Below are 24,039 nucleotides of genomic sequence, written 5' to 3'. Positions count from 1 at the left end.
GCACCCGCGCCGGAGGGAGGTGTGGCCGATGATCTCGGTTTTCCTCGTCGATGACCACGAGATCGTCCGACGGGGCCTCGTCGAACTCCTGGACCACGAGGACGACGTCCGGGTGGTCGGCGAGGCCGCGACCTGCGCGCAGGCGCTCGCCCGCGTCCCCACCGTGAAACCCGATGTGGCCGTCCTCGACGTCCGCCTGCCGGACGGCAACGGGATCGAACTGTGTCGCGAGCTGCTCAGCCGCGTCGACGGCCTGCGCTGCCTCATCCTGACCTCGATGACCGACGACGAGGCCATGATGGACGCGATCCTCGCCGGCGCCAGCGGGTACGTCATCAAGGACATCACCGGCATGGAGCTGGCACGTGCCATCACCGACGTCGGCGCCGGCCGTTCACTGCTCGACAACCGCGCTGCCGCGGCCCTCATGGACCGGTTGCGCACCCAGCGCGAGAAAGAGAAGAAGCCCGGCGACGCATTGAGCGAGCAGGAGAGCACTCTGCTCGCCCTCCTCGGCGAGGGGCTGACCAATCGGCAGATCGCCGCGCGGATGCACCTTGCGGAGAAGACCGTGAAGAACTACGTCTCCCGGCTGCTCGGCAAACTCGGCATGGAACGCCGTACGCAGGCAGCGGTGTACGCGGCGAAAGTGGCGCAGCGGGGCAACGGCCGCTGAGCTCCACGCTCATACCCCGCCACCTCGAGCGCAAACGTGTCATTGGTCCCCATTCTGGGGACTCTTTACCCGATGACTCGCCCCCCCGCCGAGGTCTGTACTGGAGAACGGAAGCCAATGCCGGGACACCCCGGCGCTCGGTGCGTGACCTCCAGAGGGGACAGCCGTGTGACCGCGTCCAGATTCACCGACGGGCCCGTTGTCGTCGGCATCGACGGTTCCGCCACCGCACGCGCGGCGGCACGCTGGGCCGCACGCGACGCCGCTCTCCACCGGTCCGAGATCGAGATGATCGCCTCGGCGAACCTGTCGGCCGACGAGCCGCACGTCCTCGATCCGCTTCGGGACCGGTTCGAACGTGCGCTGGCGGAGGCCCGCCGGGTCGTCGAGGATTCGACGGACACCCCCGACCCGTTGAAGATCACGACCCAGGTGGTCGACTCCCCGCCGATCGCCGCCCTGCTCGACGCATCGGATCGGGCGCGGTTGGTCGTCGTGGGCAACCGCGGGCACATGGCCGGACATCGGGTGGTTCTCGGGTCGGTGACCATCGCCCTCGCCGAGTACTGCAGATGCCCGTTGACGGTCGTCCGGGACACCGCAGCGCATTGGTCTCAGGCGAACGTCGTGGTCGGCACCGACGGTTCCCCGGGCGGACGGCGCGCGGTCAGCGCCGCATTCGCCGCCGCTGCCCTGCGCAGCGTGCCGGTCACAGTCGTCCACGCCTGGTGCGACGCCGACATGTCCGTGCCGTGCACGGTGTCCGACTGGCCGACCCATCGGAGCCGAGCCGACGCCTGGCTCGATGATGAACTGGCCGAGGTACGCCGCCGATATCCCCAGGTCACCATCCGCTGCGCGGTAACCCGGGACCGTCCCGCACGCGCACTTCTCGACCACGCCCAAGCAGCCCAACTGCTCGTCGTGGGCGCCTGCGGCCGCGGCGGATTCGCCGGCATGAGACTCGGCTCGACGAGCCTGTCGGTCCTGCGATCCGCGCGGTGCCCGGTGATGGTCGTACCCCACGACCGCTGAGCCGCGGCCGCGGATCGGCCAACCATGTGCCATTAGGCCCTATGAGACCCACATCACATCCGGTGACACTGAGTTGGTCGTTCGTCCAAGTCGCGAGTCCGCCGACGACGCGACGACAGGGCCCGAATCGAAACCCAGCCACAGAGGTCCCGTCATGACAGTCATATCCCCGTTGGCCGCCGAAACCGAGGGTTCGGCCGACCGGTACTGCGACAGCTGCGGACGCAGCTTCGTCACACGATCGCCGTTGTCCCAGGCCGACCGGGACGACTGGGCCAGGGTCAACGGCTGGCACATCGGGGCCGACGAGACCTTCTGCCCTGCCTGCCGGCAGGCGCGCCTCGAGATCAGCGATCCGTGAGATCCGGCGGCGGTGTCTTCAGCCGCCGAGCCCGGCGCCGAGACCCAAGAGGGATGGCACCGCGCCGACCAGCTGCGACAGCAGGCCGGTCAGCTCATCGGAGGCAGGAAGGTCGGGAGTCGACGGCGTGGCACCCGGAGTTGTTTGAGGGGTTGCTCCGGGCGCCTCGCCGGTCGGCGCGCCCTGGTTCACGCCGATCGTGATCTTCGGATTCTTCGCCGGGTCGAGCCAGACGAGGATCTTCTTCATCAGCTCGCGTTCGATGGCGACGCAGCCCATCGTCGGTTCGTTGTTGGTCACGTGCAGGAACATCGCCGACGCCTTGCCGGGCGTGCGCTGCGGGTTGTGCGCGATGTTGACGGCGTAGTCGTAGACCGGACCCGAGTTGTACAGGTTCTCGCTGTCACCGCCGGGGCTCTGCGCCTGACGCACGTGGGTGTTGTAGGTCGGTGACTTGGGATCGGAATCCCACCAGTCCTGCTGATCGACCTTGATGTAGGGCATTTTGGTACCCGGGTTCTGCTGACGACCGAACGCCTGGTCGAGCGGGAACGTGCCCTGCGGCGTGCGGGGCACGTTGTCCTGCGGTTCCCCCATGCCCAGGGAACCGAGGAAGGCCTTGCCGGGCCCGAGAACCGGCTTCCAGCTGCCGTCGGCGCCCTTTTCGAAGGCCGTGAGGGTGGCAGTCGTGTCCGACGCCTTGGGCGCGGTCACCACGATCATCTGGCCGGTCGCCCCGCCGGCACGCTCGACGCCGCCGGGCGCATCTGCGGAACCGCTGTCACCGGACAGCTGGTCGAGCACGTCGTCGAGCACCGGGATGCCCAGTCCCGTCGCCGCTCCCGGTCCCGTCGGACTCCCCGGAGTGGTCGGGGTGGTCGGCTCCGGCTCGGCGAAGGCCTGACCCGCGCCACCGGCACACGCGGCGAGCACCGCTATCACCAATAGTCCCAGAAGTCTCATTCGCCTCATCAGTAACTTCAGCACCACACCAGTGTGACAGTGCGCAAGATCTCATGAGTCACGTGATGGTCACGGTGCAATGAGGATCAGATCAAGCATCCCGACCTCCGACCTCATTCCGACCGCCGAGACGGCTGTCGATTCTCGATGGAAAATCAACGATGATCCATTGCTCGCCGCGCAGGACAATGCGTCGGAAGACCAATTGTTCAACCACGTCCCGGGTAATTCACCGAGCTTTCCTTTGCAGGAACGAAACAAAATCGTTAGCGTCGGAAATGGCGAAAGTCGATCAGCGACATCGCCGATCGGAACACCACCGACAAAGGAGAAACAATGGGTTCCCTCGAGAACATCGAAGTTGTGACAGCCCTCATCGATCTGCTCAAGGCGCTCAGCGGCGTCGACGGCGGCGCAGCCTGATCGCGTCCGAGAGACCGGTCCGCCACTGAGGTTCGCAGCGTGACAACGCCGAACACAGCGGTGGACCAGACGGAAGGCCGCGCCGATTCCCTCCCCTCAGCGAATCGTCGCGGCTTCCTTCTTTTCACAGCCGATTGTCGCCCGCTCGCTACGCTCCCGGCGCGGACGGCCCGAACTCCTCCAGCATTTCCGTCACCAGCGCTGCAATCGGCGACCGTTCGCTACGGGTGAGCGTGATGTGCGCGAAGAGCGGATGCCCCTTCAGCTTCTCGATGACCGCGGCCACGCCGTCATGCCGGCCCACTCGAAGATTGTCGCGTTGCGCGACGTCGTGGGTGAGCACCACGCGCGATCCCGATCCCAGTCGCGACAGCACCGTCAGCAGGACGTTGCGTTCCAGCGACTGTGCCTCGTCGACGATGACGAACGAATCGTGCAGTGACCGACCACGGATGTGCGTCAGCGGCAGCACCTCCAGCATCCCGCGGCTCAGCACCTCCTCGATGACCTCCGGTGAGGCGAGCCCCTCCAGGGTGTCGAACACCGCCTGTGCCCACGGACCCATCTTCTCGGCCTCACCACCCGGGAGGTAGCCGAGTTGCTGGCCGCCGACCGCGTACAGCGGCCGGAACACCACCACCTTGCGCTGGGTCCGGCGTTCCAGGACCGCCTCGAGACCGGCGCACAGTGCCAGCGCCGACTTGCCTGTCCCCGCCTTTCCGCCGAGCGAGACGATGCCGACGCTGTCGTCGAGGAGCAGGTCGAGGGCGACGCGCTGTTCCGCGGAACGCCCGTGCAGGCCGAACGCCTCCCGGTCTCCCCGCACCAGCTGCACGCGCTTGTCCGGATTGACGCGACCGAGGGCACTCGACGACGGACTGAGAAGGCGGATGCCGGTGTGGCAGGGCAGCTCCCTGGCCTCGTCGAGGTCGATGACGCCGTCGGCGAACAGCGCGTCGATCGTCGAGGTCTCGACGTCGAGTTCGGTCATCCCCGACCACCCGGAGACCACCACGTCCTGTGCGTGGTACTCGTCCGCGGCCAGACCGACCGCGCCGGCCTTCACCCGGAGCGGCGTGTCCTTGGACACGAGGGTGACGTCCTTGCCCTCGGCACGCAGGTTCAGCGCACAGGCCAGAATCCGGGAATCGTTGCTGTCGGTGCGGAAACCGGCCGGCAGGACGGCCGGATCGGTGTGGTTGAGCTCCACCTGGAGGGTGCCGCCCTCATCGCCGATCTCGATCGGCAGATCGAGCCGGCCGTGTGCCAGCCGCAGGTCGTCGAGCATGCGCAACGCCTCACGTGCGAACCAGCCGAGCTCGTGGTGGTGACGTTTGCCCTCGAGTTCGCTGATGACCACCAGTGGCAACACCACTGAGTGCTCCGCGAAGCGCATGACCGCCCAGGGGTCGGACAGCAGCACGGAAGTGTCGAGGACGTAGGTGCGTGTGGTCACGTGGGGCTCCTACGTTCATGCGGCGCCCGCACAAACCAGTTCTCGCAGTTGACCGGCCGGTCGAAGTCCGTTGCCCTCGGCGTCAGCCGAGGTGGACGAGGACCGGGGCCGGCCCCCTCGCGTTGCTGCTGCAATCCACGAATCGAACCTCCCGGACGAACCGCTTCCCCGCGGTCCGTACTCGACAACGTACGCGTTGGATTCTCGAGCGGCGCGCCCGAATCAGGTGTGTCGGCGTGAATTTCGCGTTAACCGCAGTATCGTCTGCTCCAGGGACGCAAACGGCGCCACCAGGACATTCGTCGTCCTGATGGCGCCGTGCGCGAGTTCTGGGAGCGGTGGGCCGCGTCTAGCCGCGAGCGCGCGAGAGGATGCGCTGGCGCGCCGCCTCGGCCTCCTCGCCCAGCCCCTCCACGGAGTCGAGCTTGACCGCGTCGGCGAGGGTGGCGGCGATGTCCCGCCAGGTGTCGGAGTTCTCGTAGTCGGCGATCAGTGCGCGCTCGGCCTCGAAATCATCGATGTCGTGACCGATGGCCTCGGCCCGGCCCACCGCCAGCGCGGAGTCGATCGCGATGACGGTGGCGTCCTGATCGGCGACGATGCCGGCGTTGAGGAACGCACCGAAGGTGTTGGCCTGCTGCTGGTCGTCGGCCGAGATCTTGGCGAGGATCTGCACCAGGACGTCGTCGGCGGCGACCGCCGACATCCGCTTGATGAAGCTGACGCACTGGTTCTCGTGCACGGCCATCAATGCGAGCACATCCAGCGGGCCGAGCGGATCGACCTGCTCCGGGGTCTGCCGGTAGCCCTTGGTGACGTGGACGAGTCGCCGGTCCTCGGCGTCCACCGGGTCGATCGCGCGGCGCACGACGAGGTAGTCGCGCAGCACGATGGAGTGCCTGTTGTCCTCCGCGGTCCACACGCCGATCAGCTGACGCCATTCGGAGAAGGCCGGGAAGTGCTTCGCCAGCACGCGGTGGTAGGACGGCAGGTTGTCCTTGGTGAGGAGGAGCGCCAGCAGCCCGGCACGTGCCTCGTCGGACAGCGTGGCCTGCGACGGGTCGAAGTCGTCTCCGCCGAGAAACGCGAAGTTGCGTCCGTCGTCCCACGGCACCCAGTCGTGCGGGTTCCACGGGCTGGCGGCCGACTGGTGGTCTTCCGCGATCTCGGGAAGAGCCTTCTCGAGCGCGATGATCAGGTCGTCTTCAGTGAGTGCGTTCATCGCTGCAAGGATACGGAGCCCGCTCGAAGGTGGGCAATCCAGGTCAGATCCGAGCCGAGTCAGATCCGACTCATCAGCCCCCACTCCTCGAGTCCCTCGTAGAGCGGGAAGTCGAGGGCGAGCTTCGAGACACGGCCGCGCAGCGTCGAGACGTCGGCCGACGAACCGGCGGCGAGCGCCGTGGCGATGATGTCGGCGACCTCGACGAACTGCTCGTCGCCGAAGCCACGGGTGGCCAGCGCGGGCGTTCCGATGCGAAGACCCGAGGTGACCATCGGCGGGCGCGGGTCGAACGGCACCGCATTGCGGTTGACGGTGATGCCGACCTGGTGGAGCAGATCCTCGGCCTGCTGTCCGTCGAGGTCGCTGTTGCGCAGGTCGACGAGCACGAGATGGACATCGGTGCCGCCGGTCAGGACCGACACGCCTGCCTTGGCGACGTCTTCACCGGTGAGGCGGTCGGCGAGGAGCTTCGCACCGGAGAGGGTGCGACGCTGACGGTCGGCGAATTCCTCGGTGCCGGCGATCTTCAGTGCGACGGCCTTGCCGGCGATCGCATGCATGAGTGGCCCACCCTGCTGGCCGGGGAACACCGCCGAGTTGAGCTTCTTGGCCCATTCCTGCTTGGCGAGGATGATGCCGGAGCGGGGGCCGCCGAGTGTCTTGTGCACGGTCGAGCTGACGACGTCGGCGTGCGGGACCGGCGACGGGTGCAGACCGGCGGCGACGAGTCCGGCGAAGTGCGCCATGTCGACCCAGAGGTGGGCGCCGACCTCGTCGGCGATCGAGCGGAACGCCTCGAAGTCGAGGGTGCGCGGGTAGGCGGACCAGCCGGCGACGATGACCTTCGGCTTGACGTCGAGGGCGATCTTGCGCACCTCGTCCATGTCGATGCGGAAGTCCTCCTTGCTCACGCCGTAGAAGGCGTTCTCGTAGAGCTTGCCGGAGAAGTTGAGTCGCATGCCGTGCGTGAGGTGACCGCCGTGGGCGAGGTCGAGACCGAGCATGGTCTCCCCCGGCTCCATCAGGGCCTGCAGCACGGCCGCGTTGGCCTGCGCACCCGAGTGGGGCTGGACGTTGGCGAAGTCGGCGCCGAACAGTTCCTTGGCACGGTTGCGGGCGATGTCCTCGACCACGTCGACGTACTCACAGCCGCCGTAGTAGCGGCGTCCCGGGTAACCCTCGGCGTACTTGTTGGTGAGCACGCTGCCCTGCGCCTGCAGCACCGCGCGCGGCACGAAGTTCTCCGAGGCGATCATCTCGAGAGTGTCCCGCTGACGGCTGAGTTCGCCGTTCATCGCGGCGGCGACGTCGGGGTCGAGCTCCGCCAGGGACATCGAGTTCACGGATGACGAGTTCGCGGTCATGTCGTCAAGTCTAGGGAGCCCCCCTACTCATCCCCTAACCCGGCACCAGCTCACGCCGCAGGCTCGCCGGGATGAGAGGTTCGTCGAGCAACCGCCCGAAGGCCGCGGCGCGGTCGCCGGCGGCGTCGAGCCAGCTCTCGAGCAGCTGGTAACCCTCGACGTAGGTGCTGATGTATGCACGCCACAGCGGCGAGGTGAGGAACCGCAGCATCTGGCGGGTCCGCTCGGGCGGCGCGAGCAACCACGTCTGGAGGAAGTCGGCCACGGAGTCGGCGCCGGCGTGCTGGTCGTGCAGCATCAGGGCCGCATCCTGTCGGACGGTCAGGAGTCCGGAGGTGGCGCGTCCGATGCGCATCGCCCGGTCGGCGTCGAAGCGCAGACCGAGGTCGGCGTAGATCTCCTGTGCCCAGAACCCCCAGTCCTTGCCCATGATGGCGGTCAGGGCGTGGTCGGCGAGTCCCTCGGCCATGAGGCACTGCGGGGTGTTGACGAGGAAGATCGACTGCTCGTACTGGCCGGCGCCGACGAGCAACTGTTCCTTGCGGCAGTGCTCGGTGTGGTGGCCGGGGTAGGCCTCGTGAGCGATCAGGTGCGGAAGCGACGACATGTGCTGCGTGAGGTCGACGTTGATCGCGACCCGGGACCGGTAGTCGCCGAGGTAGTAGTTGAACCCCGACCACGGTTTGTCGGTGACGACCTCGAAGTCGACGATCTCGTTGTCCGGCAACGGGTATTGCGCGCGTACACGTTCCCGGAGGGCACCACTGAACGCCCGGACGCATTCGTCGACCTTCTCGGCGGGGATCTCGTCGGCACGACGATGCGCGGCGTAGGCGTCGCGCAGCTCGGTACCGGTGGCGTCGCCGATGCCGAGCGCCTCGGCCAGTTCCGTGTGGGCCTGCCGGTAACGGTCGGCGTCGGCGAGGGCGATGTCGACGTCGAAATAGGCGCTGACCTCATCGACGAACGAGACGTCGTCGCCGGCGAACTTACGTGCCGAACATTCGAGCGCGCGCAGGTGGGCACCGATGAATTCCGCCCGGTCCGCGGGGAGATCACCGGGGAGGTCGGCGCGCAGGGCTCGCGCCTGTGCGGCCAGCTGCGCCGGGTCGGGTGCGGGTCCGTTGGCGATCTCGGCGCGCACCGCCGGGTCGCCGGTGAACGCGTCGACGAAGCCTTCTTCGAGCCGATCGAACGCCAGCCCCAGCCGCAGGTAGTCGGTGACGAGGTCGGGGTTCGCGTGGTCGGCCGGCATACCGGCACGTTACCGCGAGCAGACTCACCGCGTGGACCCACCGCGTCGCAGCCAGGGGTGGGCCCTAAGCTGTTACGCATGACGACCCGGGCAGCCGCGCGTACCACGACCCCGGAGCAGCGCTGATGGCCCGCAATGCCAGTGATCGGGACCCCAGCCTGTACCTGGAACTCGACCGCCGGCAGTGGCGCGAACTGCGTGAGTCGATGCCCCTCGTACTGAACGAGTCCGAGCTCGCCGAGCTCGTGGGTCTCGGTGAGCAGATAGACCTCGACGAGGTCGCCGACGTCTACCTTCCCCTGTCACGTCTGATCCACCTGCAAGTCGCTGCGCGCCAACGACTGTTCGCGGCCACCTCGACCTTTCTCGGCGAACGCCAGGTCAACCGACAGGTCCCGTTCGTCATCGGCATCGCGGGCAGTGTCGCCGTCGGCAAGTCGACGACCGCGCGCGTGCTCGCGGCCCTGCTCGCCCGGTGGGAGTCACATCCGAAGGTCGACCTCATCACCACCGACGGCTTCCTGCTCCCGACGGCGGAGATGCAGCGTCGGGGCATCTTGCACCGCAAGGGTTTTCCCGAATCTTACGACCGGCGCGCGCTGCTCAGGTTCGTGACCGAGGTGAAGTCGGGTGCTCGCGAGGTCGCCGCGCCGGTGTACTCCCACCTCGCCTACGACATCGTGCCGAACGTCTATCACTATGTGCGGCAGCCCGACATCCTCATCCTCGAGGGGCTCAACGTCCTGCAGACCGGCCCGACCCTGATGGTGTCGGATCTCTTCGACTTCTCCATCTACGTCGACGCCAGGATCGAGGACATCGAGGAGTGGTACATCTCCCGGTTCCTGCAGATGCGGACCACCTCCTTCGCCAACCCGGACTCCCACTTCCACGCCTACGCCTCGCTCACCGACAAGCAGGCGACGGCCGCGGCCCGGGACCTGTGGACCTCCATCAACCGGCCGAACCTGATCGAGAACATCCTGCCCACCCGGCCACGGGCCTCGCTGGTCCTCCGCAAGGACGTCGACCACTCCATCAACCGAGTGCGCCTGCGGAAGCTGTGAGCATCAGGTCCACCAGCTCGGCGCTGTTGCGGCCGGTGGACGCCCGGTCCGCTTCGCTGTTGGACAGGTGCAGGGCACCGATACCCATCGCGAAGATCCAGGTGGCCCGGATCGATGCGGTCTTCCGGTCCAGGCCTCCCATACTTTTTCGTATGTTACGTTTCGGCCCGTGGACTCCCCGACAGCCGGAACGGTCACGATCACCGACGAATTCATCGCCGCACTGGCCGAGCGCGCCGGTCGCGCAGAGGACCTACGGCAACTGCCCGCCGAGACGATCCGGGACGCGACCGACTCCGGCCTGTTGGATCTGTTGATCCCCAACCGGTTCGGCGGACTCGAAGCACCCTTCCCCGAGATCCTCGACCACGTCCGACGCCTGGCACACGGATGCACGTCGAGTGCCTGGACGCTGGGTTTCTACACGCTGCACGGCTGGATCACCGCACTGTTCGGCGAGGAGGCACAGAAGGAGGCGTTCGCCGATCGCCCGTACCTCGCACCGGCACCGCTGGCGCCGACCGGCACCGCGGAGCCCCGGGGTGCCGGTTTCTCGGTATCCGGACGCTGGTCGTGGGCCACCGGGATCATGGCGGCCAACTGGGTGATGGTGGGCGCCATCGTCACCGGCGACCGACCGGACGCGATCCTCGCGCTGTTGCCGATCAGCGACGCACGAGTCGACGACGTCTGGCACACCGACGGCATGCGGGCGACCGGTTCGAACGACGTGGTGATCGAGAACGCCTTCGTACCCGCCCATCGCACCGTCCGGGTCCGGGATCTGTACGCAGGCAAGACACCTGGCGCATCGCTGCACGACAACTACTCGTATCGCTGGCCGATGGTGCCTGCCCTCGCGCTGCTGGCCGCGATGCCCGCGCTGGGTACGGCCGAACGGGTCGCCGACCTGTACGCGGCACGACTCTCCGAACGGGTCCTCGCATACCAGATGGTCAAGCAGAAGGACAAGCCTGCGTCCCGAATTCGGCTGGGAGACGCGCGAATCCGACTACACGCCCTCCGTGGTCTGCTCGCGGAGACCACCACGACCATCGACGGAATGCTGGCTGCCGGAGAGACCATCGACATCCGCACGCGTGCGCAGGCACGCCTCGCCGCAGCCCGGATCGTGCACGAGTCGAGAGCGGTGATCGGCACCCTGCTCGAGGCTTCGGGTGCCAGTGTGCACTTTCTCGACCACCCGATGCAGCGTGCACGCCGAGACGTCGACGTCCTGGCCGGTCACGTCGTCTTCGATTACGACGAGATCCGGGAGATCGCGGCATCTCTCGAGATCGGCATGGAGATCTCCCCGTTCGCCATGGTTTAGCGTCAGCCGACGGTCACCGACGCACGCCGCTCGTCGAGCCCGGCCGGGTAGCCGCCGGCGATCGCGATCCGGTTCCAGGTGTTGATCATCGCGATCGCGGCCACGAGCTGACCGGTCTCGACGGCTCCGAAATGCACTCGCACGTCGTCGAATACGTCGTCGGTGACCGCACGGTCGCCGAGCAGTGTCAGCTGTTCGGCGAGCGCGAGGACCGCGCGTTCGCGTGCGTCGAAGACCGGCCCGGCCTCACGCCATGCCGGAAGCATCAGCAACTTGTGCGGGTCGATCTGCGCGGCCAGCGCGTCCCCCGCGTGCATGTGCAAGCAGTAGGCGCAGCCGTTCAGCTGCGACACCCGCATCGAGATCAGCTCGCCGATCTCGGCGTCGACACCCGCCGACGACGCGCGCTGCAGGGCGACCAGCGCCTTGTAGACGGCGGGATTGTCCCGCGGAATCCACATGCGTGTCGACGGGCGCGTGCGAACACTCATCGCGCACTGCCCGCGGAAGCGTCGGCGCGGCGGGCCAGCCATTGCTCGAGTGTGGTCGGGGTGACCACGTCGGGGTTCGCCGGCACCAGTCCCCCGCCGCGGATCGCCGGCCCACCGACGGGCGCCCCGAGAACCCAGCGTGGCGATCCCCGCCTTGCCGCAACGGCTTTCGCCACCTCGACGAGACTCATCTCGGCGGGCCCGGCCACCTCGATCTTGCGGACCCCGCCCCCATTCGCGGGGACAGGCGCCGCGGTTGCCGTGTCCACGACCACCTTCGCCACATCCCCCGCGGCCGCGGGACGGCACCACATCTTCGGTACGACCGCGACGGGGCCGAAAGCCATTCTCCCCATCATCTGTTCGGCGAGTTCGAACCACTGCACCGAGGCCAGGATGGTCAGCGACGCCGGGTCGACGACATCGCGGTAGGCGGCCTCCTGGGCCGCTTTGCCTTGGTAGTAACCGAATTTCGCGTTCACCGCCGGATCGTCGGCGTTGACGATGGAGACGACGACAACGTGCCCGACCGCGGCTGCGGTGGCGGCCCTGCCGATGTTGTGCGCCGTCGTCCGGAAGAAGTCGACGGCCTTCTTCGCACTCAGCGTCTCGAGGCTGAGGCAATCGACCACCGTGTCGGCCCCGGACAGCGCCTGAGCCAGGCCATCACCGGTGTAGGCATCGACCCCGGTCCCCCGGTTCGCCCGTATCACCTCGTTGCCGCGCTCGGCGAGGATGTCCGCAACCCGGCTACCCAGTTCTCCGCTCGCTCCGACCACCACGATCTTCATCTCGCCCTCCTCGCCGACATCGTCGGCCTCTGTGTGTCTGTTCACCTGTTCACCTGTTCAGGACTTACGCTAGTTCGGGATTAGCACAAGAAAGTGGTCCAATCCGATGGAAGAAACCGGAGTCAATCCGAGCGTCGCCCCTCCCGATCCCTGGGCGGAGGTCGCCGCGCGGCTCGGCGCCGACCTGTTTCTCGACCTGCAGCCGGACCCCGAGGCGAGTGCCCGCGGCCGGGGTGCGACGCTGCGTCGAACACTCACGGAGGCGTTGCGCTCGGCCATTCTCGACGGACGCCTGCCCGCCGGCACCGCACTGCCGCCCTATCGTTCACTTGCTGCCGACCTCGGACTGGCCCGCGGTACGGTGTCGACCGTGTACCAGGAGTTGATCGCCGAGGGCTGGTTGACCGCTCGCCAGGGCTCGTCCACGCGGGTGGCCGACGGCGCGGCACACCCCGACACCGCCATGAACCCCACCGACACCCAGATCGTCGGCGAGGAACCCGCGACGCCCACCACTTTCCGATTGCCGCACGATTTCTCGCTCGGTCAACCGTGCGCGAGCATGTTCCCGCGGACCGACTGGATCCGCGCCACCCGTCGGGTACTCACCGATGTCGGCGACGAGGCCTTCGCTCCGTCACACCCGCAGGGCCGACCGGAACTCCGCCGCGCCCTGAGCGGATACCTGAGCCGCACCCGCGGTGTTCGTACGAGCGCCGACCGGATCGTGCTCGGCACCGCGGTACAGTCCGCACTGGAGTTGCTGTCGCGCAACGTGTTCGGAGACGAACTCGCGGTCGAGAGCCACGGCCTGCCCTTCCACTGGCAGGCGGTCGAGCGCGGCGGCACCCGGGTGATCCCGATCCCCGTCGACGACGAGGGCATGGTGATCGACGAACTCGAGCGCAGCGACGCCTCGGCGGTCCTGCTGTCCCCGAGCCATCAGTTCCCGACCGGGGTCGCCCTGTCCCCGGCACGACGCATGCAGGTCATCGAGTGGGCGCGTCGCACCGGTGCGATCATCGTCGAGGACGACTACGACGGCGAATTCCGTTATGACCGTGACCCCGTCGGCGCACTGCAGGCGCTCGGTCCGGATGTCGTCATCCATGCGGGGTCGATGAGCAAGAGCCTCTCCCCTGCCGTCCGCGCCGGCTGGCTCGCCCTGCCACCGAGGCTGGTGGACATCGTGCTGGGCGCCAAAGGACTACGTGAACCGGATGCGAGCATCGTCGATCAGCTGATCCTCGCGGACCTGATCGACTCCGGCGCCTACGACCGACACATCCGCCGGAGCCGGCAGTTCTATCGACAGCGCCGCGACGCACTCGTCGACGCGGTCAGCGCGAGCGGATTCGATGTACCCGGGATCGCGGCCGGACTGCACGCGGTCGTCCCCGTCGGCCACGCGGACGAGCACACCCTGGTCCACCAGGCATTCGAACGCGGGATCGGGGTCGTCGGGCTGTCGTTGTTCCGCCATCCCGACGCCGACCCGCTGCCCAACGGCGGCCTGGTCGTCGGATTCGGAACTCCCGCGGCGTCGACCTTCACGACCGACCTTCAGGCGCTGCGCGACCTACTTGCCGTATCGCCTGCTGCGCGCCGAGTAGTCCCGTAGCGCACGGAGGAAATCGACGCGGCGGAACTCGGGCCAGTATGCGTCGGTGAACCAGATCTCCGAATATGCGCTCTGCCACAACAGGAATCCCGACAGTCGCTGTTCTCCGGAGGTCCGGATCACCAGGTCGGGATCGGGCTGTCCCTTGGTGTAGAGGTTCGCGTCGATCGCCTCGACGGTGACCGCCTCGATCATCTCCTCCGGCGTCGCCCCGGCGGCACGCTGTTCGTCGAGCAGCGCTCGCACCGCGTCGACGATCTCCTGCCGGCCGCCGTACCCGACGGCGACGTTCACGTTCATGCCGTTCCGTTCGGAGGTGCGCTCGGCTGCGGCCCGCAGCCGCCGGCCGACGGCGTCCGGCAGGGCGTCGAGCGTGCCGACGATGCGGATGCACCAGTCCCCGTCCGGCGAGGAGATCTCGTCGACGATGTCGGGCACGATCTCCAGCAGTGCGTCGAGTTCGTCCGACGACCGGTTCAGGTTCTCGGTGGAGAGCAGATAGATGGTGACGGCCTCGATGCCCAGACCCGCACACCAGCCGAGCATGTCGGCGATCCGCTGGGCACCCACCCGATGTCCGTGGCTGACGTCCTCGAATCCGGCCTCGCGCGCCCAGCGCCGGTTGCCGTCGCAGATGATCGCGACATGCCGCGGTAGGCGTTGGGTGTCGAGGAGTTGGATGAGTCGACGTTCGTAGATGGTGAGAACTGGTCGGCGCACCCGATCCGGCAGCAGCTTCATCCTTCGCGGCCTCGTGTCACGTGGGACACCTTACGCGTCGGGGTGCGAGCAGGATGACCCCGCCGACGTCCGCAGCCATCCCTACAGACGAGTAACTTACGGTACCGTAGGTTTTGTGAACACACTGCCGAGCCCGCCCCTGGACGTGAACGATCGCCCCCGTCTTCGCGGCGTGATCCACCACTACTCCGCGTATGTGGCAGCGGTCGCCGGCCTCGCGCTGGTCATCGGGGCCGCGATCCTCGACGGTGCCGTCGCCGCGCTGACCTGCGCGGTGTACGCCGTCACCGTGGTCGGGCTGTTCACCGTCAGTGCCACCTACCACCGAATCCCGTGGAAGACGGCGCGGGCGCGCATCCGGATGAAGCGCGCCGATCACGCGATGATCTTTCTGTTCATCGCCGGCACTTACACACCGTTCTGCGCCCTCGGGCTACCGTCCCCGGCCAGCTGGTGGGTGCTCGGCATCGTGTGGGCGGGCGCGCTCGGCGGATCACTGCTGAAGATCCTGTGGCCGGGCGCTCCCCGCTGGCTGGGCGTCACGCTCTACATCCTGCTCGGCTGGGTCATCGTCGTGGTCGCTCCCGCACTCGTCGCCCAGACCGGCTACCTCGTCATGATCCTGCTGGCGCTCGGCGGAGTGCTCTACAGTCTCGGCGGCGTGCTGTATGCCGCCCGCTGGCCCGACCCGTGGCCGCGCACGTTCGGCCACCACGAGGTGTTCCATCTGTGCACCGCGATCGCGGCACTGCTGCACTACACCGCCGCCTGGCTGGTCGTCACGTCCTAGCATTCCCGGCCGGCTCAGCAGGTCACATGTGCATGTTCATCGGCGGCATCATCCCCATGCCGTGCATCCACATCATCAGGTGGTGACACATATGCATCATCTGATCGACCATCCTCCTCACCTCCCCCCGGGTTTCCACGACGACCGGACGGCCGGTTCAGGAAGAGGGCCGCACGGTCGGTGCGCAGATGGCTTCGACAAACGACCCGACCGCGTTCTCCGGTAGGTGACGTGCGATATCGGCTTCGCTGATCATGCCCACCAGACGATGTTCCTCGAGTACGGGGACACGTCGGATCTGGTGTTCCTCCATCATGTGCATCACCTGCTCGACCTCCGCGCCGGCATCGACATGGTAGGTAGTGCCCTGTGCCAGATCGCTCGCCGTCATCGGCGTTACACCGTCAGTTGCCCTCGCCACCCTCGGCGGGGCTCCTCTTGATCTCGATCCGCTTCTCGGGAGACGGCGCTTCGCTCACCGGCATCGTCACGGTGAGGATGCCGTCGGTATAGGTCGCGTCGATGTCGTCCTCCTTCGCACCTTCGGGCAGCGGCACGGAGCGATAGAAACTCCCGTAGTGGAACTCCGTCCGGGTGCCTTCTTCGCTGCGCTCCTCGCGTTCTGCCTTGATCGTCAACCGCCCGTCACGGACGCTGATGTCGAAGTTCTTGTCCGGGTCCATACCGGGCAGTTCGGCACGCAGGGTGTACTTGCCCTCATCGAGGTGTTCCTCGACGCGGATCAGACGTCCTGCCCCGGAGCCCCATGGAGGCATGGACTCGAATCGGGACATCAGATCGGACCAATCCGGCAGCGCCGGCCACGAGGGGTTGGGACGGCGGGCTGATCGAATACTCATGACTACCTCCGGAAACAGGGCAATTCGAGATGACTGACCTCTTGATTGCATGCCGAATCAGTACGTTGCGGTAGGGCCAACCGTCATCCATCGAAGGACTGCTGACTCAGTCCCACCCTCGCCTTCTTCACCTCGCCTTCTCTTCACGCGAACATCACGTTGCCGCCGCCTCTCGGTGGCGTCCACGTCAGGTGGTCCTGGTCGGCTGAGGCCATGCCGGGAACCCCGGCCGGTACACCGCCGGCCACACTCCACTGCAACCCCGACCTCACCCTTCGGGCAGGCACCTCCCGACGCCGGTTCCTCTCCTGGGCCGGACTCGTGACGGGACTGGCCTTCACCCCGGGACTGCTGGGCGGAGCTCCTCCTGCTGCGACCTCCCCGGCGCATTCAGCCGGCGTGTTCTCCCTCGGAGTCGCCTCCGGCGATCCGCTGCCGGACGGCGTCGTGCTGTGGACGAGGCTGGTGCGCAATCCGTTCGCCCGACTGGGCGGGATGGGTTCACGTCCGGTGCGCGTCGAGTGGGAGATCGCCGCGGACGAGTCGATGACGCGAGTCGTCCGACGCGGGGCCGCCCACGCCACCGCGGAGTGGGGTCACAGCATCCACATCGACGTGCGTGGCCTCGCCCCCGCGGCCGATTACTTCTACCGTTTTCGTGCCCTCGGCGAGATCTCCCCGGTCGGGCGGACCCGCACCGCCCCGGCTCCCCACGCCCGCGTCAGCGCCTTGTCCATCGCGGTGGCGTCCTGCCAGAACTGGGCGGACGGTTACTACCATGCCTTCGCCGACATGGCCGCGCACGCACCGGATCTGGTGCTGCACCTGGGTGACTACATCTACGAGAAGCCGATCCCGGGTGACGCCCGCCGCGGTGCGGCGCGACCGGTGTCGGCGGCACGCGAGGCCGTCGGTCTCGACGACTATCGGGAACGGTACGCCCTCTACAAGACCGACCCCGACCTGCAGCAGGCTCATGCGGCGTCGCCGTTCGTGATCTCCTTCGACGATCATGAGGTCGACAACAACTGGGCCGCAACGATTCCCGAGGACAAGACAGCCCTCTCGGAATTCGCCGTCCGCCGCGCCGGAGCGCTGCGGGCGTGGTGGGAGAACACCCCGGTGCGGACCACCGCACGACCTGACGGCACCTTCATCCGCGCGCACCGGCGCCTCACCTTCGGCGACCTCGCGGAGATCAACCTCCTCGACACCCGCAGCCACCGCAGCGATCAGGTGAACGGGGACAACGACTGCCCGCAGAACGCCCGAACCGCGGACCCGTCGCGGACGATCCTCGGTCCGCGGCAGGAACGCTGGCTCCTCGACGGCCTGGCGTCGAGTCGCGTTCGATGGGATGTCCTCGCCCAGCAGGTCCCGATGGCCGACCTGGCCCGCGGCGAATCCCGGGCGGTCAGCATGGACGGGTGGAGCGGCTACGAGTCATCGCGACGTCGCATCCTCGACGGGGCGGCACACCGCGGCGTACGAAACCTGGTGTCCCTTGCCGGCGACATCCACCGGAGCGTCGTCGCCGACCTACGGACCGACTATGCCGACGCCTCCCTCACCCGCGGAGTCGAACTCGCCACGACGTCGATCACGTCCGGCGGCGACGGCGAGGACAGCGACGGCAGCGACCGCCAGTTGAAGGCCGCCTCGCCGCATGTGCGGTTCGGCAACTCCCAGCGCGGCTACCTGCTCAACCGCATACAGCACGACCGTTGGGAGGCCGAGTTCCGCGTGGCAGCGTCGGTGCGATCACCACGCGGCTCGCTGCGACGCCGCGCCGTCGTCACCATTCCCGACGCGACCGCCGCGGTCGACGTAGGCCAATCCGCTCCCTGAGTAGCCCCGGAGCTTGCGGAGGGGCGTATCGAAGGGTCAGGCGCGCGCGAGTACGTCGAGGACGGTGGCGCTGGCCTCCCAGCCCATGCACTTGTCGGTGACCGACTTGCCGTACACCAGCGGGGTCGCGTCCGTCGACTGGGCGCCGGGCTCGAGGAAGCTCTCCAGCATCACGCCGCTGATGTTCGACACCGCACCGGCCTCCCGGGCGGCACGCAGGGTCGCCGCGATCTCGGTGGCGACCTCCGCCTGGCGGATGTGGTCCTTACCGGAGTTGGCGTGCGAGCAGTCGATCATCACCCGTGCCGGGAGGCCCGCCTTCTCGAGGGCCTCGGCGGCCGACGCGATCGACTCGGCGTCGAAATTGGGTCCGCGGGTACCGCCCCGAAGGATGATGTGGCAGTCCTCGTTGCCGGCGGTCTCGACGACCGCGCCGTTGCCGAAGTCGTCGACTCCGAAGAAGACATGTTCGGCCGCAGCGGCGTTCACCCCGTCGATGGCGACCTGGACGTTGCCGTCGGTGCCGTTCTTGAAGCCGATCGGCATCGACAGGCCCGAGGCGAGCTGGCGGTGCACCTGGGATTCGGTGGTGCGTGCGCCGATCGCACCCCAGGCGACGGCGTCGGCGATGTACTGCGGGCTCGTCGGCTCGAGGAACTCACAGCCGACGGGCAGTCCGAGGTCGATGATGTCGAGTAGCAGTGATCGAGCGGTCCGCAAGCCACGTTCCACGTCGAAGGTGTTGTCCATGCCGGGGTCGTTGATGAGACCCTTCCAGCCGACCGTGGTGCGCGGCTTCTCGAAGTAGACCCGCATGACGATCTTCAGGCGATCGGAGTAGGCCTCGGCCAGCGGTGCCAGACGACGGGCGTAGTCGATCGCGGCGATCGGATCATGGACCGAGCACGGTCCGACGATGACGAGCAGGCGCTCGTCGCGGCCGGCGAGGATGTCGGCGATCTCGTCGCGGTCCCGCGCAACCGCGAGCGCACGCCGTGCGGTCAGCGGCAGCTCGCTGCGGACGGTGTCCGGCGACGGAATCGGACGGAAGGACTTGATCCGACGATCGGAGGTCGATTCGGTTTGCTCGGCCGTACGCGTCGAGAGATCCGGGAGTGTGGTCACGATGTGTGCCTTTCGAGGTCATGCCCTGTCGGTGGTCAATCCGGGGCACGCCTTCTCAGTGGTGGAGCCCCGCTCAAAACGACAAGAGCAGCGACCGTATGGTCGCTGCTCGGGCTCCGGGTGTTACGTGCGCGCGCTTGGTCAGCGCTTCATCGTGGCCCCACCCGGAGCCTCGATAAAGCGCCAATAGGCGCGCACGGTGCTGATCACGGCGACAACACTAGCACAGGGCCCTCCTACGGATGGCCATGGGTGTCAGGGGTGGCCACGGTCGATCAGTTCACTGAGCACGATGATCGATTCGGACCTGTCCACCGGACCGGCAGCCCGGATGCGCTCGAGCGCCTGCTCGAGGTGCCGCACATCGCGGGCGCGAACCCGAAGGATGGCGTCGGCCTGACCCGAGATGGTCGCCGCGCTGACGACCTCGGGGATCGGTTCCCACGACGCCTTGAGCTCCTCGGGTGAGATGTTGCCGCGGCAATACACCTGCACATAGGCCTCCGTGGTCCATTGCATGGCGTGTGGATCGACGATCGCGGTGAACCCCCGGATCACCCCGTCGTCGAGGAGACGGTCGACGCGCCGCTTGACCGCGGGCGCCGAGAGTCCGACCTCGTCGCCGATCTGGGCATAGGTCGCCCGCGCGTCGCGGGTGAGGCAGGCAAGCACCTTTTCATCGAGATCGTCGAGGTGTCGCAACAGAGGCCCCCTTTCCGGAAATTCGCGGCGATTTGTTGCGCCCATACGCAATTCACGGCGATTGTTTGCACCAGAGTCCGACGATACCCTCGATTCATGACGCTGATGCCCCACGACGTGAAACCTCCCGACCACGATGTGGAACCGCATGTGGCACACAACTACTCGCCGATCCCGGTGACCGCGGCCAGCGCCGAAGGCGCCTGGATCACCGATGTCCACGGCAAGCGTCACCTCGACTGCCTCGGCGCCTATTCGGCGGTCAACTTCGGACACCGGCATCCGCGGATCGTCGCGGCAGCACTCGAGCAGATCGACCGGGTCACCCTCACCAGTCGCGCGTTCCGCTCGGACCGACTCGAACCGTTCTGCGCCGCACTTGCCGAGTTGTGCGGCAAGGAGATGGTGCTGCCCATGAACACCGGCGCCGAAGCCGTCGAATCGGCGATCAAGGTCGCCCGCAAATGGGGATACGACGTCAAGGGCGTGCCCGACGGCCGCGCCACGATCATCGTCGCCGGCGGCAACTTCCACGGCCGCACCACGACGATCATCTCCTTCAGCGACGACCCCGACGCGCGCAACGGATTCGGCCCGTACACACCGGGTTTCGTACGCGTCCCCTTCGGCGACGTGGAGTCACTCGCCGCTGCGATCGACGAGACGACCGTCGGTGTCCTGGTCGAGCCCGTCCAGGGTGAGGCCGGGATCATCGTGCCGCCCGACGACTATCTGCCGCGAGTACGCGCACTCTGCACCGCCGCCGACGTGCTGTTGATCGCCGACGAGATCCAGTCGGGCCTCGGCCGCACGGGGCGGACCTTCGCCCTCGAACACTGGGGCGTCGAACCCGACGTCTATCTGCTGGGCAAGGCGCTGGGCGGCGGGATCGTGCCGGTGAGCGCGGTCGTCGCGAACACCGACATCCTCGGGGTCCTGCACCCCGGACAGCACGGCTCGACGTTCGGCGGGAACCCACTCGCCGCGGCGATCGGTCACACCGTCGTCGACATGCTCGCCGAAGGCACCTGGCAGCGACGCGCCACCGACCTCGGCAACCACATGCACACGCGCCTCGGTGAATTCATCGGCCACGGTGTCGTCGCGACCCGCGGTCTCGGACTCTGGGCGGGAATCGATCTCGATCCAGCACTCGGCACCGGCAAGGACTTCTGCCTACGCCTCGCCGAGGGCGGCGTCCTGGCCAAGGACACCCACGGTTCGACGCTGCGCCTCGCCCCTCCGCTCGTCATCACGGTGCCGGAGATCGATTGGGCGGTCGACCGATTCGCGGAAGTGCTGCACGGCTGAAGTGCTGAACGGATGCCGTGCTGACCGGATGAGGGCGGACGGGTCAGCGTGACGCGAGCCTGCGGTCGCGGTTGAGCCACCACGTCGACGTGGACAGCACCGTGGCGAACGCACACCAGGCCGGGTAGGCAGCGAGGGCAGCCCCGGCCGGCGCATTCACGGCACCGGTGCGTCGGGCGAGGTAAGCGCTGCTGACCGTGAGGACTGCTGCGGCCACCGACGCAGTGCCCAGCGCCCCCTTACCGAAGTAGATCCAGCTCCACGCCCCATTGAGCGCGAGGTTGGCGCCGAGCGCGGCGAGGCACGCCTGTTTCGTGTCGTTCTTCGCGTCGCCCGTCGTTGCGCCTGCGGCGGATTCGTCCAAGCCGTCGATCGCGACCGCCGAGGTGACCGCGATGTCGGTGTAGAGGGCGGTCCAGGCCACCGGGAACACCCAGGCGGGCGGGACGAAGGAAGGTTTCTTCAGCCGCGGATACCAGGTCTCGACCGCCGGCCTGGTCACGATGCTGCCGATGGCACCGGCCGCGGCGGTGGCGAGTGAGGTCCCGGTCAGGGTGGAGATGCGCATGGCCACGAGTACCCGTCACGCGGTATCCGACACCTGCTTCACCTGAACTGCGCGGCGAGTGATTCCTCGTCCGTGACCGGAAGCCCGCACACCGTTCCCCGGCACACGTAGGCTGCGTCGCGTCCGCCGACCGGTCCGCGGGCGACCAGCAGCGGATGTGAATCCACTTCACCGGCGACGACGACCGCGCCGCCGGGGACATGCGCCCAGGACGCTCTGGTCAGCGACTGATCCGACGTCGGACCCTGCGCGACGGCGATCTGCAGCGGGCCGGCGACCCGCGCCGACATCACCGACATCCAGTGCCCGGCCGATCGCGGAAGCTTGGCGACGATCACCGAGGCACGGGACAGACTGTGTTCCAACAGTTCTGCATAGCCGACCGCCCTCTCCGGGTCGGCGAGCATCGACGCGGTCAGCAGCGCCTCGGCCATCAGCGACGCACCCGACGGAGTGGCGCCGTCGATCGGATCGCGAGGACGGGCGATGAGCCCTTCGCCCGTGGCGTCGAACCAGGCGCCGGGCGCCTCCGGGTCGGCGAAGAGTTCGATCGCGGTGTCGAGCAACCCCAATCCTGCTCCGAGCCAACGGGTCTCGCCGGTGACCTGGAACAGTGTCAGGAGAGCCGTACTCAAGGCCGCATGGTCGTCGAGTCCGCCGTCGGCCCCCACGGCACCGCCGAGCGACGAACGCTGAAGCCGACCACCGACCAGATGGCCGCGCAGCAACTCATCGGCGCAGCGGACCGCGTCGTCGACGAAGCCGGTCTCGCCCAGCCCGGCGCCCGCCTCGGCGAGCGCGGTGATCGTCATCGCGTTCCACGCGGTGACGACCTTGTCGTCGCGGGTGGGCTGGACACGTCTCGCCCGGGCGTCGAACAGCGCGGCGCGCACGGCGTCGAGGCGGTCGCGGTCCTCCGGATCCGCCGGGAGCTGCAGCGTCGAACGCCCGTGTTCGAAAGTGCCCTGATCGGTCACGACGAACAGCTCGGCGGCCCAACGTCCCGCCTCCGGCCCGAGCACCTCGACGAATTCGTCCGGAGTCCACACATACGTGGAGCCCTCCACCCCGCCGGCATCGGCGTCGAGCGACGAGGCGAACCCGCCCGGCACCCGGAGATCCCGTCGGAGGAACGTCACCGTTTCCTCGACGACGCGGTGCGCGAGCGGATCTCCGGTCCGCCGCGCGAGATGCGCGTAGGCACGTAAGAGCTGTGCGTTGTCGTAGAGCATCTTCTCGAAATGGGGCACGACCCAGCCGGCGTCGACCGAGTAGCGGGCGAAGCCCCCGCCGAGTTGGTCGTAGATGCCGCCGCGACCCATCGCGTGCATGGTCCGGGCGGCGGCATCGAGCGCGGCGGCGTCGCCGGTGCGTTCGGTGTGCCGGATCAGCGCTTCGAGAAGAGCCGAGGGCGGGAACTTGGGTGCGCCGCCGAAACCGCCGCGCTCACGGTCTTCCTCGTCCAGCACCGTGCGGACACCGTGTGCCAGCAGCCGGTCGTCGACCGGAACGGTTCCCGCGGGTAGCGGTGAGGTGTTCACCACAATGTGTTCGCGCACCTTCGCGGCGGTGTCGTCGAGGTCGGCGCGTCGCTGGGTCCACGCCTCGGTGACCGCGGTCAACACCTGCCGGAACGACGGCATCTGCCCGCGCGGACGGGGTGGGTAGTAGGTGCCGGTGTAGAACGGGTCGCCATCGGGGGTCAGGAAGCAGGTCATGGGCCAGCCCCCCTGCCCGGTCATCGCGACGGTGGCAGCCATGTAGATGGCGTCGATGTCGGGACGTTCCTCCCGGTCGACCTTGATGCAGACGAAGTCACGGTTCATCTGGGCCGCGGTGGTCTCGTCCTCGAAGGACTCGTGTGCCATCACATGACACCAGTGGCAGGCCGCGTAGCCGACCGACAACAGGACCGGCACATCGCGGTCGCGTGCCCGGCTCAGCGCGGCGTCGGACCACTCCTGCCAGTGCACGGGATTGTCGGCGTGCTGCCGGAGATATGGGCTCGTCGCCGAGCCCAGCATGTTCGACGA

The 24,039-nt window shown here is 67.8% G+C and carries 23 protein-coding genes and 1 pseudogene; 9 read left to right on the top strand and 15 right to left on the bottom strand.

Going from position 1 to position 24,039, the window contains the following annotated elements:
* The first annotated feature begins 28 nt into the window (after window positions 1-28).
* The 3 genes from GAA2_RS07755 to GAA2_RS07745 all read left to right on the top strand — a co-directional run bounded on the left by GAA2_RS07755 (window position 29) and on the right by GAA2_RS07745 (window position 2,072).
* Entirely contained in the window at window positions 29-676 is a 648-nt protein-coding gene (locus tag GAA2_RS07755; RefSeq protein WP_006434419.1) for a response regulator, read from the top strand.
* Between the two features lie 168 nt (window positions 677-844).
* A complete protein-coding gene (locus GAA2_RS07750; protein WP_006434418.1) occupies window positions 845-1,711 on the top strand; it encodes a universal stress protein in 867 nt (288 codons plus the stop codon).
* A gap of 154 nt (window positions 1,712-1,865) precedes the next feature.
* The gene (locus GAA2_RS07745; protein WP_006434417.1) at window positions 1,866-2,072 is read left to right on the top strand and encodes a hypothetical protein; all 207 of its coding nucleotides are present in this window, start codon (window positions 1,866-1,868) and stop codon (window positions 2,070-2,072) included.
* Between the two features lie 18 nt (window positions 2,073-2,090).
* Here the strand turns inward: GAA2_RS07745 and GAA2_RS07740 are convergent, their stop codons facing one another.
* The 5 genes from GAA2_RS07740 to GAA2_RS07720 form a co-directional block, all read right to left on the bottom strand.
* Window positions 2,091-3,035, bottom strand: coding sequence for a L,D-transpeptidase (locus GAA2_RS07740; protein WP_024497568.1), 945 nt, complete (start codon window positions 3,033-3,035; stop codon window positions 2,091-2,093).
* A 571-nt stretch (window positions 3,036-3,606) separates the two neighbouring features.
* The gene (locus GAA2_RS07735) at window positions 3,607-4,914 is read right to left on the bottom strand and encodes a PhoH family protein (RefSeq protein WP_006434415.1); all 1,308 of its coding nucleotides are present in this window, start codon (window positions 4,912-4,914) and stop codon (window positions 3,607-3,609) included.
* 349 nt (window positions 4,915-5,263) lie between these two features.
* On the bottom strand, window positions 5,264-6,136 hold the full coding sequence (locus GAA2_RS07730; protein WP_006434414.1) for an acyl-ACP desaturase: 873 nt from the start codon (window positions 6,134-6,136) through the stop codon (window positions 5,264-5,266).
* Between the two features lie 59 nt (window positions 6,137-6,195).
* Window positions 6,196-7,503 carry a serine hydroxymethyltransferase gene (gene glyA, locus GAA2_RS07725; RefSeq protein WP_269550082.1) on the bottom strand — a complete coding sequence of 436 codons (1,308 nt, stop codon included), beginning with the start codon at window positions 7,501-7,503 and terminating at the stop codon, window positions 6,196-6,198.
* A 34-nt stretch (window positions 7,504-7,537) separates the two neighbouring features.
* Window positions 7,538-8,758: a DUF885 domain-containing protein gene (locus tag GAA2_RS07720; RefSeq protein ID WP_191834870.1), complete on the bottom strand. Its 1,221-nt coding sequence runs from the start codon at window positions 8,756-8,758 to the stop codon at window positions 7,538-7,540.
* Between the two features lie 125 nt (window positions 8,759-8,883).
* Between GAA2_RS07720 and coaA the strand changes: the two genes are divergently transcribed.
* The gene (coaA, locus tag GAA2_RS07715) at window positions 8,884-9,825 is read left to right on the top strand and encodes a type I pantothenate kinase (protein WP_006434411.1); all 942 of its coding nucleotides are present in this window, start codon (window positions 8,884-8,886) and stop codon (window positions 9,823-9,825) included.
* On the opposite strand, the gene GAA2_RS07710 is transcribed toward coaA, so the two are convergent.
* Window positions 9,797-9,967 carry a hypothetical protein gene (locus GAA2_RS07710; RefSeq protein ID WP_191835046.1) on the bottom strand — a complete coding sequence of 57 codons (171 nt, stop codon included), beginning with the start codon at window positions 9,965-9,967 and terminating at the stop codon, window positions 9,797-9,799. The genes coaA and GAA2_RS07710 overlap by 29 nt on opposite strands.
* Before the next feature lie 27 nt (window positions 9,968-9,994).
* On the opposite strand from GAA2_RS07710, the gene GAA2_RS07705 reads away from it, so the two are divergent.
* Complete coding sequence (locus GAA2_RS07705; RefSeq protein ID WP_191834869.1) at window positions 9,995-11,158, top strand: acyl-CoA dehydrogenase family protein; 1,164 nt, start codon at window positions 9,995-9,997, stop codon at window positions 11,156-11,158.
* 2 nt (window positions 11,159-11,160) lie between these two features.
* Here the strand turns inward: GAA2_RS07705 and GAA2_RS07700 are convergent, their stop codons facing one another.
* Both GAA2_RS07700 and GAA2_RS07695 read right to left on the bottom strand, forming a co-directional pair.
* Window positions 11,161-11,649, bottom strand: a complete 489-nt coding sequence (locus GAA2_RS07700) for a carboxymuconolactone decarboxylase family protein (protein WP_191834868.1) — start codon at window positions 11,647-11,649, stop codon at window positions 11,161-11,163.
* Complete coding sequence (locus tag GAA2_RS07695) at window positions 11,646-12,440, bottom strand: SDR family oxidoreductase (protein ID WP_159406119.1); 795 nt, start codon at window positions 12,438-12,440, stop codon at window positions 11,646-11,648. Before GAA2_RS07695 ends, GAA2_RS07700 begins: the two co-directional genes overlap by 4 nt.
* 106 nt (window positions 12,441-12,546) lie before the next feature.
* Between GAA2_RS07695 and GAA2_RS07690 the strand changes: the two genes are divergently transcribed.
* Window positions 12,547-14,061, top strand: coding sequence for a PLP-dependent aminotransferase family protein (locus GAA2_RS07690; protein ID WP_159406106.1), 1,515 nt, complete (start codon window positions 12,547-12,549; stop codon window positions 14,059-14,061).
* Here the strand turns inward: GAA2_RS07690 and GAA2_RS07685 are convergent.
* Window positions 14,020-14,802, bottom strand: a complete 783-nt coding sequence (locus tag GAA2_RS07685) for an isoprenyl transferase (protein WP_024497562.1) — start codon at window positions 14,800-14,802, stop codon at window positions 14,020-14,022. The two genes, GAA2_RS07690 and GAA2_RS07685, sit on opposite strands and share 42 nt — an antisense overlap.
* A 115-nt stretch (window positions 14,803-14,917) precedes the next feature.
* Between GAA2_RS07685 and trhA the strand changes: the two genes are divergently transcribed.
* Window positions 14,918-15,592: a PAQR family membrane homeostasis protein TrhA gene (gene trhA / locus GAA2_RS07680; protein ID WP_159406107.1), complete on the top strand. Its 675-nt coding sequence runs from the start codon at window positions 14,918-14,920 to the stop codon at window positions 15,590-15,592.
* A gap of 157 nt (window positions 15,593-15,749) precedes the next feature.
* Here trhA and GAA2_RS07675 read toward each other — a convergent pair.
* A pseudogene (locus GAA2_RS07675) lies at window positions 15,750-15,989 on the bottom strand (CBS domain-containing protein); the annotation flags it as partial.
* Between the two features lie 7 nt (window positions 15,990-15,996).
* Window positions 15,997-16,452: an Hsp20/alpha crystallin family protein gene (locus tag GAA2_RS07670; RefSeq protein WP_159406108.1), complete on the bottom strand. Its 456-nt coding sequence runs from the start codon at window positions 16,450-16,452 to the stop codon at window positions 15,997-15,999.
* A gap of 213 nt (window positions 16,453-16,665) precedes the next feature.
* On the opposite strand from GAA2_RS07670, the gene GAA2_RS07665 reads away from it, so the two are divergent.
* Entirely contained in the window at window positions 16,666-18,300 is a 1,635-nt protein-coding gene (locus tag GAA2_RS07665; RefSeq protein WP_159406109.1) for an alkaline phosphatase D family protein, read from the top strand.
* Window positions 18,301-18,336: 36 nt separating this feature from the next.
* On the opposite strand, the gene GAA2_RS07660 is transcribed toward GAA2_RS07665, so the two are convergent.
* On the bottom strand, window positions 18,337-19,425 hold the full coding sequence (locus GAA2_RS07660) for a 3-deoxy-7-phosphoheptulonate synthase (protein ID WP_159406110.1): 1,089 nt from the start codon (window positions 19,423-19,425) through the stop codon (window positions 18,337-18,339).
* A gap of 255 nt (window positions 19,426-19,680) precedes the next feature.
* On the bottom strand, window positions 19,681-20,127 hold the full coding sequence (locus tag GAA2_RS07655; protein WP_159406111.1) for an Lrp/AsnC family transcriptional regulator: 447 nt from the start codon (window positions 20,125-20,127) through the stop codon (window positions 19,681-19,683).
* 96 nt (window positions 20,128-20,223) lie between these two features.
* Here GAA2_RS07655 and rocD point away from each other — a divergent pair, with 96 nt between their 5' ends.
* On the top strand, window positions 20,224-21,438 hold the full coding sequence (gene rocD / locus GAA2_RS07650) for an ornithine--oxo-acid transaminase (RefSeq protein ID WP_159406112.1): 1,215 nt from the start codon (window positions 20,224-20,226) through the stop codon (window positions 21,436-21,438).
* Between the two features lie 43 nt (window positions 21,439-21,481).
* Here rocD and GAA2_RS07645 read toward each other — a convergent pair whose 3' ends face one another.
* Both GAA2_RS07645 and GAA2_RS07640 read right to left on the bottom strand, forming a co-directional pair.
* A complete protein-coding gene (locus GAA2_RS07645) occupies window positions 21,482-22,006 on the bottom strand; it encodes a TspO/MBR family protein (RefSeq protein WP_159406113.1) in 525 nt (174 codons plus the stop codon).
* A 38-nt stretch (window positions 22,007-22,044) separates the two neighbouring features.
* The gene (locus tag GAA2_RS07640) at window positions 22,045-24,030 is read right to left on the bottom strand and encodes a thioredoxin domain-containing protein (protein WP_191834988.1); all 1,986 of its coding nucleotides are present in this window, start codon (window positions 24,028-24,030) and stop codon (window positions 22,045-22,047) included.
* Window positions 24,031-24,039: the final 9 nt, after the last annotated feature.

Origin of the sequence: Gordonia ajococcus, assembly GCF_012974285.1 — a bacterium.
GTDB classification, from domain to species: domain Bacteria; phylum Actinomycetota; class Actinomycetes; order Mycobacteriales; family Mycobacteriaceae; genus Gordonia; species Gordonia amicalis.
This window is presented reverse-complemented; position numbering and strand designations above follow the sequence as displayed.

Coding starts and splice junctions, on each gene's coding strand:
- GAA2_RS07670 (WP_159406108.1), bottom strand. CDS start 16,452: ATGAGTATTCGATCAGCCCGCCGTCCCAACCCCTCGTGGCCGGCGCTG.
- coaA (WP_006434411.1), top strand. CDS start 8,884: ATGGCCCGCAATGCCAGTGATCGGGACCCCAGCCTGTACCTGGAACTC.
- GAA2_RS07665 (WP_159406109.1), top strand. CDS start 16,666: ATGCCGGGAACCCCGGCCGGTACACCGCCGGCCACACTCCACTGCAAC.
- GAA2_RS07755 (WP_006434419.1), top strand. CDS start 29: ATGATCTCGGTTTTCCTCGTCGATGACCACGAGATCGTCCGACGGGGC.
- GAA2_RS07720 (WP_191834870.1), bottom strand. CDS start 8,758: ATGCCGGCCGACCACGCGAACCCCGACCTCGTCACCGACTACCTGCGG.
- GAA2_RS07745 (WP_006434417.1), top strand. CDS start 1,866: ATGACAGTCATATCCCCGTTGGCCGCCGAAACCGAGGGTTCGGCCGAC.
- GAA2_RS07695 (WP_159406119.1), bottom strand. CDS start 12,440: ATGAAGATCGTGGTGGTCGGAGCGAGCGGAGAACTGGGTAGCCGGGTT.
- glyA (WP_269550082.1), bottom strand. CDS start 7,503: ATGACCGCGAACTCGTCATCCGTGAACTCGATGTCCCTGGCGGAGCTC.
- GAA2_RS07685 (WP_024497562.1), bottom strand. CDS start 14,802: ATGAAGCTGCTGCCGGATCGGGTGCGCCGACCAGTTCTCACCATCTAC.
- GAA2_RS07645 (WP_159406113.1), bottom strand. CDS start 22,006: ATGCGCATCTCCACCCTGACCGGGACCTCACTCGCCACCGCCGCGGCC.
- GAA2_RS07740 (WP_024497568.1), bottom strand. CDS start 3,035: ATGAGACTTCTGGGACTATTGGTGATAGCGGTGCTCGCCGCGTGTGCC.
- rocD (WP_159406112.1), top strand. CDS start 20,224: ATGACGCTGATGCCCCACGACGTGAAACCTCCCGACCACGATGTGGAA.
- GAA2_RS07700 (WP_191834868.1), bottom strand. CDS start 11,649: ATGAGTGTTCGCACGCGCCCGTCGACACGCATGTGGATTCCGCGGGAC.
- GAA2_RS07730 (WP_006434414.1), bottom strand. CDS start 6,136: ATGAACGCACTCACTGAAGACGACCTGATCATCGCGCTCGAGAAGGCT.
- GAA2_RS07640 (WP_191834988.1), bottom strand. CDS start 24,030: ATGCTGGGCTCGGCGACGAGCCCATATCTCCGGCAGCACGCCGACAAT.
- GAA2_RS07690 (WP_159406106.1), top strand. CDS start 12,547: ATGGAAGAAACCGGAGTCAATCCGAGCGTCGCCCCTCCCGATCCCTGG.
- GAA2_RS07710 (WP_191835046.1), bottom strand. CDS start 9,967: ATGGGAGGCCTGGACCGGAAGACCGCATCGATCCGGGCCACCTGGATC.